Here is a 7,279-nt window from a genome sequence, read left to right as displayed (position 1 = left end):
CCAGGGCGGTGAAGATATCAAAGACCCGTTTTCCGGTAAATCGCAATGCGGCTCCGCTTAAGTGAACAGCATTGCCCGCATGGCGGGGCATTTTTGATAGTAAAAATCGCGATCAGGCGGAGGTATCGAGGGGCTCGAAGCCCTTGACGAGATCGTCGATGGCCTTCATCTGCTTGAGGAAGCCTTCCAGCTTCTCCAGCGGCAGGGCGCTCGGGCCGTCGCAGCGGGCAATTTTCGGATCCGGGTGGGATTCGATAAAGAGACCGGCCAGGCCCACCGCCATGCCGGCACGAGCCAGCTCGGTCACCTGCTCGCGGCGACCGCCGGAGGCCGCCCCCAGGGGATCACGGCACTGCAGGGAGTGGGTGACGTCAAAGATGACCGGATAGCCGCCGGTGCTCTTCTTCATGACGCCCAGACCCAGCATGTCCACTACCAGGTTGTCATAGCCGAAGTTGGCACCGCGCTCGCAGAGGATCAGGCGATCGTTGCCACACTCCTCGAACTTGTCGGTGATGTTCTTCATCTGGCTTGGGCTCAGGAATTGCGGCTTCTTGATGTTGATGACGTTGCCGGTGCGGGCCATGGCCTCCACCAGATCGGTCTGGCGCGCCAGGAAGGCGGGCAGCTGGATGACGTCGACCACCTCGGCGACCGGTTTGGCCTGATGGGGCTCATGCAGATCGGAGATCACCGGCATGCCGAAGGTCGCTTTCAGCTCCTGGAAGATCTTCATCCCCTCTTCCAGACCCGGGCCGCGATAGGAGTGGATGGAGGAGCGGTTGGCCTTGTCCCAGCTCGCCTTGAACACGAACGGGATGCCGAGCTTGCTGGTCACTTCCACGTACTTCTCGCACACCGCCATCGCCATGTCGCGGGATTCCAGCACGTTCATGCCGCCGAACAGCACGAAAGGTTTGTCGTTGGCGACGTCGATCTGGTTGACCTTGATATTCTTCTGTTCCATCTCAGGGATCCTTAATGGAGGGGCTTGGGACTGAGGTCCAGGGTGGCCAGCTGGGTTTTCAGCACATCGGCCACGGGATCATCAGGGCATTGTTCAATAAAGTATTCGAAATCGTCGGCGGCAAAGCGCGGGCAATCGAGTTGCTCATAGATGAAGCCCCGATCCCGCGTCTCCAGCGGATCGCCGGGCTTCATGCGCAGCAGCAGCTCGCTGCAGCGCAACGCCTCCGTCATGCGCTCCTCGCGCAGCAGGGCGCCCTTGCTGACATTGAGCAAGCGCTCGATGATCTCCCACTGCCCCGATGGCTGCAGATGATCATCGCTCAGACTCGCCAGGTTGCCGAGGGCACCGCGCAGCAGCAGTTCGATTCGGTGCCGGCTCAGTTCATCACCGTTGAAGGGGTCCACATAGACCTCCCCGTCCAGACCGGCAAAACTCAGGAGGAAATGGCCGGGGAAGCAGATCCCCTCCACATCCAGCCCTATCTTGCGACCCAGCTGGATGAGGAGGATGCCGAGACTGACCGGGATCCCCTTGCGCCTTGCCAGCACCTGGTCCAGATCGCAGTTGGCGGACGAGAAGTAATCCTGCCAGTCGCCACGAAAGCCCAGGGTCTGGTAGAAACCCTGCAACAGCTGACGGCGCACCTCGTCGCAGTCTCCCTCGGCAATCGTCTCGTCCAGCCAGGCATCGAGGCGGGCAAGCTCGGCCTCTCCCGTGCCGCCATGGCCCCGGATCTCGTCGCTCACCGACAGCGCCAGCTCGGCCAGATCGTGAGCCTCGAAGTCGGTCCACTCATCCACACGTATCATCGTCATCCTTCCTAGCCGAACAGGCTGGCCTGCTTTTGCACCGCAAGCTTGGCGATAAAGAAGATCCACCCCAGTGCGCCCAGGAAGGCAAACCAGCGGATGCCGTTGCTGCGGGCCAGGCGCAGCGCCATCATGGCCAGAAACGCCACCACCAGGATGGACGTCAGCTTCTCGGCCAGCCAGGGGATGGCGTTGTTGAGGGGGTTGAGACCCAGCACCATGCAGAGCAGCACACCGGAGAGCACCACCAGGCCGTTGAGCCAGCCGCTGATCTTGAGGGTGCGGGCGCCCCCTGCCAGCGCGGAGCCGGTCTGCAACCAGTAAAAGCGCAGGATAAACATCAGCACGGCCCCGGCAATCAGGGTGAGGTGCAGATGCTTGAGAACAACATACATAAGATTTCCTTGAACAGGGGCAGACCGGGCCCGCCCGTCATATCACTGAGCCAGGCGCCCCAGGGTCACCCGCTCGTTATCGCCGTAATCGCGCACGGTTTCCACCTGGACGTAGCCTTGTTGCAGCAGGAGTTGACGCACCGCCTCCCCCTGATCCCAGCCGTGTTCCAGCAACAGCCAGCCACCAGGCACCAGATGGGCGGGCGCCTGGGTGACGATGAGGCGGATATCCGCCAGCCCCTGCTCCTCCGCCACCAGGGCGGAGCGCGGCTCGAAACGCACGTCCCCCTCGTGAAGATGGGGGTCCGTCCCGTCGATATAGGGCGGGTTGGAGACGATCATCGCAAAGCGCGGTGCATCCGAGAGCGGCGCAAACCAGCTGCCGTCGCGCACTTCGATGGGCAACCCCAGGGCGGCGCTGTTGGTGCGGGCCAACGCGGCCGCGGCCGGCATCCTGTCCACCGCCCATACATCGGCATCCGGTCGCTCAGACTTGAGCGCAAGGGCGATGGCACCGGTGCCCGTGCCCAGATCCAGCAGGGCGCAGGGGCCGCCCGGCAGGCGGGCCAGCGCCTGTTCCACCAGCACCTCGGTATCGGGGCGCGGGATCAGGGTGGCCGGGCTCACTTTCAGCGGCAGCGACCAGAACTCCCGCTCACCGATGAGGTGGGCAATGGGCTCACCATTGAGGCGACGGGCAAGCCAGCCCGCCAGGGTTGCCTGCTGGGCGGCATCGAGCTCGTGCTCCGGCCAGGTCATCAGATAGCTGCGCCGGCAATCCAGCAGATGACAGAGCAGGGCATCGGCGTCGGCACGGGGGGATTCCCCAGAGGCCAGGGTCGCCATGATATGGGCACGGGCCTGCTGGATCTGCATCAGTTGCTCTCGGCCAGGGAGGCGAGCTGATCCGCCTGATACTCCTGCACCAGGGGGGTGATCACGCAGTCCAGATCCCCTTCCAGGATTTCGCCCAGACGATACAGGGTGAGGTTGATCCGGTGCTCGGAGAGACGCCCCTGGGGATAGTTGTAGGTGCGGATGCGCTCGGAGCGATCCCCGGAGCCCACCAGGTTGCGGCGGGTACTCTGCTCGGCGGCGCGGTGGCGTTCGTCCTCGGCCGCCTGCAGGCGGGCAGAGAGCACCGACATCGCCTTGGCGCGGTTCTTGTGCTGGGAGCGCTCGTCCTGGCACTCCACCACCAGCCCGGTGGGCAGGTGGGTGATGCGGATGGCGGAGTCGGTCTTGTTGACGTGCTGGCCGCCGGCACCGGAAGCGCGGAAGGTGTCGATCTTCAGCTCGGAGGGGTTGATCTCCACCTGCTCGGCTTCCGGCACTTCCGGCAGCACGGCCACGGTACAGGCGGAGGTGTGCACCCGGCCCTGGGATTCGGTCTCGGGGACTCGCTGCACCCGGTGGCCGCCGGACTCGAACTTGAGGCGGCCGTAGACGTGCTCGCCGTCCACCTTGGCGATCACCTCCTTGTAGCCACCGTGTTCGCCGTCATTGCAGCTGACGATGGAGACACGCCACCCCTGACGCTCGGCGTAGCGGGAGTACATGCGGAACAGATCCCCCGCGAAAATGGCCGCCTCGTCGCCACCGGCACCGGCGCGGATTTCCAGATAGCAGTTGTTGTCATCCTTGGGGTCGCGCGGCAACAGCATCACCTGAAGCGCCTGCTCCTGCTCCTCGAAGGTCGCCTTGGCGAGCGGCAGTTCCTCCTGTGCCATCTCCCGCAGCTCGGCATCCTCTTCCTCCAGCATCAGCCGGGTGGTGTCGAGGTTCTCTTCGGCCTGGCGGAAACGCTGGAAGGCGTGAACGATATCTTCCAGCTGGGCGTATTCCCGGGTCAGGGCGCGGTATCTGTCCTGATCCGAGGCGACCCCGGGCTCCCCGAGCAGGGCCTGTACTTCTTCATGGCGCTCGATGAGGCCTTCCAGCTTTCTGATCAATGAGGGGTTCATGACTCTTGGATTCTCGATGGAGGACGGGACGGCAAAGGGCCGTCCCAACACTATGATTCTTGTGACAATCCCAGCACCTGGCGCAGTTGGGCCAGCTTGTGGCTGTCCCCCTGGGCGGCGGCCTGGCGCAGGGCCTGGGTCGGTGCGTGGATCAGCTTGTTGGTGAGGCGATGGGCCATGGCCTTGAGCGCCTGCTCGGCATTTTCACCCTGTTGCAGGGCCAGCAGGGCCCGCTGCAACTCTTCGTCGGCGACCTGCTGTGACTGATGGCGATAATCGCGAATGAGATCCACCGAGTGCTGGCTGCGATACCAACCCATGAACTCGTCGCGCTCTTCCTGCACGATGAGTTCCGCCTCGGCGGCCGCCCGCTTGCGGGTCTCCAGGTTCTGCTCGATGATGCCCTGCAGATCGTCCACCGTGTAGAGATAGGCATCGGAAAGCTCGTCTACCTCGGCTTCGATGTCGCGGGGCACGGCGATATCCACCAGGAACATGGGCTTGAAGCGACGCGCCTTGAGCGCCCGCTCCACCATGCCCTTGCCGATGATGGGCAGGGGGCTTGCCGTGGAGCTGATGACGATGTCCGCCTCGTGCAGGTAGTCCGGGATCTCCTCCAGGGTCATTACCTGGGCACCGAACTCCTCTGCCAGCAACTGGGCCCGTTGCAGGGTCCGGTTCGCCACCATCATCCGGGTCACGCTCTGCTCGCGCAGGTGGCGGGCCACCAGTTCGATGGTTTCGCCGGCGCCCACCAGCAGCACCTTGGTCTGGGAGAGGTCGGAGAAGATACGGCGGGCCAGGCTCACGGCGGCGAAGGCCACCGACACCGCGCTGGCGCCGATCTCGGTGTCAGTGCGCACCCGTTTGGCCACCGAGAAGGATTTCTGGAACAGGCGCTCCAGGGATCCTTTCACCGCATCCGCCTGCTGGGCGTGGGCGTAGGATTGCTTGATCTGCCCCAGGATCTGCGGCTCCCCGAGCACCAGGGAGTCGAGGCCGCAGGCCACCCGCATCAGGTGTCGCACCGCTTCCTCGTCCTGGTGCCGGTAGATGGCGGAGAGCACCTCGCTCGCCTCCAGCGCGTGGAACCGCTGCAACCAGTTCAGCACCTGCTCCCCCTGCCCCTGCTCCAGGCTGCAATAGAGCTCGGTGCGGTTGCAGGTGGAGACGATCACCGCCTCGCTGACGCCAGGCTGCTCCACCAGCTCACGCAGGGCGCGATCGATGCGGTCCGGGCCAAAGGCGACCCGCTCCCGCAAGGCGACACTGGCGGTGTTGTGGTTGATTCCGAGGGCAAGCAGACTCATGGGTGGGTGATGATCGTTTCATGCACAGGGTGTAGAGGCCGACAATTGTACGAGAAAGGGTAAGTCTTTAAAAGCAATACGGCCGCCCCTTATACTGTCGCAAACCTCATCTGCGGAGCTCCACCTTGTTGTTGCGTATCTTCTCCCTCGCCTGCCTGCTGGTGCTGGCGGGCTGTACCACCACCCAACCCCAGCGGGATCAGGTCAACTGGCAGCAGGAGCGCGCCCGCCTCGAACGCCTCACACACTGGCAGTTGTCGGGCAAGATGGCCATCATCACCGCCCGCCAGAAGGGCAGCGCCCGCCTCAACTGGCAGCAAAACGGCGATGACTATCGCCTCAACCTCACCAGCCTCATCGGCACCCATATTCTGGAACTCTCCCGCACCGGCGGCGAGGTGACTCTGCTCGACAACGACGGAAAACAACACCAGAGCCAGGATGCCGAGCTCCTGGTCTATCAGCTCACCGGCTGGCACATTCCAGTGGCCGGGCTGCCTGAGTGGATCAAGGGATTGCCGGGGCAGGCCGAATTCGAGCTCAACCCCGATGCCAGCCTCGCCAGCGTGCGCGACGGCCAGTGGCAGATCGTCTACGGGGACTATCGGGATCAGGACGGCTATCGCCTGCCCCACCTGCTCACCATGACCGGGCAGGAGAGCCGTCTCAAGCTGCAGATCAACGAGTGGACCCTGGCACCATGATGCACGACCAGGCGCCGATCCGCTGGCCCGCCCCGGCCAAGCTCAACCTCTTCCTGCACGTCAATGGCCGCCGCCCCGATGGCTACCACGAACTGCAGACCCTCTTCATCTTCCTCAACCACGGCGACTGGCTCGAATTCGAGCCGATCCCCGGCAGCGACCAGCTCACCTTGAGCCCGGCCATTCCCGGCGTGCCCGATGAACAGAACCTCATCATCCGGGCTGCGCGACTGTTGCAGAGCCGGTTGGCCAGTCCGCAGGGAGCCCATATCCGGCTGGAGAAGGTACTGCCCATGGGCGGTGGCATCGGGGGCGGCTCGTCGGACGCGGCCACCACCCTCGTGGCCTTGAACCACCTCTGGCAAGCCGGCTTGAGTGAAGACGAGCTGGCCGAGCTCGGCGTGCAGCTGGGCGCCGACGTGCCGGTGTTCGTGCGGGGCAAGGCCGCCTTCGCCGAAGGCGTGGGGGAGCGGTTGCAACAGATCGAGGTGCCGGATGCCTGGTACCTGGTACTCAAGCCCGATTGCCATGTGGCCACCGCCGCCGTGTTCCAGGATCCCGACCTGCCCCGCAACACCCCCAAGATGACCCTGGACAATCTGCTGGCAGGAGAGTGGAAAAACGATTGCGAACTGCTGGTGAAAAAGCGCCACCCCGAGGTTGCCAATGCGCTCGGCTGGTTGCTAGAATACGCGCCGTCAAGAATGACGGGCACTGGCGCCTGCGTCTTTGCTCGATTTGAAGACGAAATGGCTGCTCGGAAGGTGTTGGCAAGAGTGCCGGAAGGCTGGGATGGGTTTGTCGCCAAGGGCGAGAACATATCACCACTCTTCGTCACTTTGCAACAAGTGAGTGATTGGGGTATCGCCAAGCGGTAAGGCAGCGGGTTTTGATCTCGCCATTCCTAGGTTCGAATCCTAGTACCCCAGCCAACTCTCTCCTTGTTGAGGCCGCATCGGGAGGTGTTGACCTCGTCGATGTGTCTTGGGCCAATCTGACGCGATGGCGCTCAAGGTGGATTCCCGTCCACCCACCCTGCGGGTGATGAGACGCCATCCTCGACATCGCCCAGAGACCTTGTCCGTCATCTTGCTAAATCGTTTGCCCCCAAACGATACGGGTCTAAA

The 7,279-nt window shown here is 63.6% G+C and carries 8 protein-coding genes and 1 tRNA gene; 3 read left to right on the top strand and 6 right to left on the bottom strand.

Going from position 1 to position 7,279, the window contains the following annotated elements; all coding sequences use genetic code 11:
- Nucleotides 1–112 precede the first annotated feature (112 nt).
- The 6 genes from kdsA to hemA are packed head-to-tail and all read right to left on the bottom strand — an operon-like array spanning nucleotide 113 to nucleotide 5,448.
- Nucleotides 113–967, bottom strand: coding sequence for a 3-deoxy-8-phosphooctulonate synthase (gene kdsA / locus PG887_RS14880; protein WP_039039605.1), 855 nt, complete (start codon nucleotides 965–967; stop codon nucleotides 113–115).
- Between the two features lie 11 nt (nucleotides 968–978).
- The gene (locus PG887_RS14875; protein WP_041212584.1) at nucleotides 979–1,779 is read right to left on the bottom strand and encodes a SirB1 family protein; all 801 of its coding nucleotides are present in this window, start codon (nucleotides 1,777–1,779) and stop codon (nucleotides 979–981) included.
- A gap of 11 nt (nucleotides 1,780–1,790) precedes the next feature.
- Nucleotides 1,791–2,174: a SirB2 family protein gene (locus PG887_RS14870; RefSeq protein ID WP_039039603.1), complete on the bottom strand. Its 384-nt coding sequence runs from the start codon at nucleotides 2,172–2,174 to the stop codon at nucleotides 1,791–1,793.
- Between the two features lie 42 nt (nucleotides 2,175–2,216).
- Entirely contained in the window at nucleotides 2,217–3,050 is an 834-nt protein-coding gene (gene prmC / locus PG887_RS14865; protein WP_039039602.1) for a peptide chain release factor N(5)-glutamine methyltransferase, read from the bottom strand.
- Entirely contained in the window at nucleotides 3,050–4,138 is a 1,089-nt protein-coding gene (gene prfA, locus PG887_RS14860) for a peptide chain release factor 1 (protein WP_041215613.1), read from the bottom strand. Before prfA ends, prmC begins: the two co-directional genes overlap by 1 nt.
- Nucleotides 4,139–4,188: 50 nt before the next feature.
- Complete coding sequence (gene hemA / locus PG887_RS14855) at nucleotides 4,189–5,448, bottom strand: glutamyl-tRNA reductase (protein ID WP_041212583.1); 1,260 nt, start codon at nucleotides 5,446–5,448, stop codon at nucleotides 4,189–4,191.
- Between the two features lie 125 nt (nucleotides 5,449–5,573).
- Between hemA and lolB the strand changes: the two genes are divergently transcribed.
- The 3 genes from lolB to PG887_RS14840 all read left to right on the top strand — a co-directional run bounded on the left by lolB (nucleotide 5,574) and on the right by PG887_RS14840 (nucleotide 7,084).
- Nucleotides 5,574–6,152 carry a lipoprotein insertase outer membrane protein LolB gene (gene lolB / locus PG887_RS14850; RefSeq protein ID WP_039039599.1) on the top strand — a complete coding sequence of 193 codons (579 nt, stop codon included), beginning with the start codon at nucleotides 5,574–5,576 and terminating at the stop codon, nucleotides 6,150–6,152.
- Nucleotides 6,152–7,030, top strand: a complete 879-nt coding sequence (gene ispE / locus PG887_RS14845) for a 4-(cytidine 5'-diphospho)-2-C-methyl-D-erythritol kinase (protein WP_103244666.1) — start codon at nucleotides 6,152–6,154, stop codon at nucleotides 7,028–7,030. The genes lolB and ispE overlap by 1 nt, the downstream gene beginning before the upstream one ends.
- Nucleotides 7,010–7,084: transfer RNA gene (locus PG887_RS14840), tRNA-Gln, on the top strand. Before ispE ends, PG887_RS14840 begins: the two co-directional genes overlap by 21 nt.
- The last annotated feature ends 195 nt before the right edge of the window (nucleotides 7,085–7,279 follow it).

This window comes from Aeromonas sp. QDB14 (genome assembly GCF_027707845.1).
Lineage (GTDB): Bacteria > Pseudomonadota > Gammaproteobacteria > Enterobacterales > Aeromonadaceae > Aeromonas > Aeromonas caviae.
Note: the sequence above shows the minus strand (reverse complement) of the source record. Positions and strands in the feature narration are given on the sequence as shown.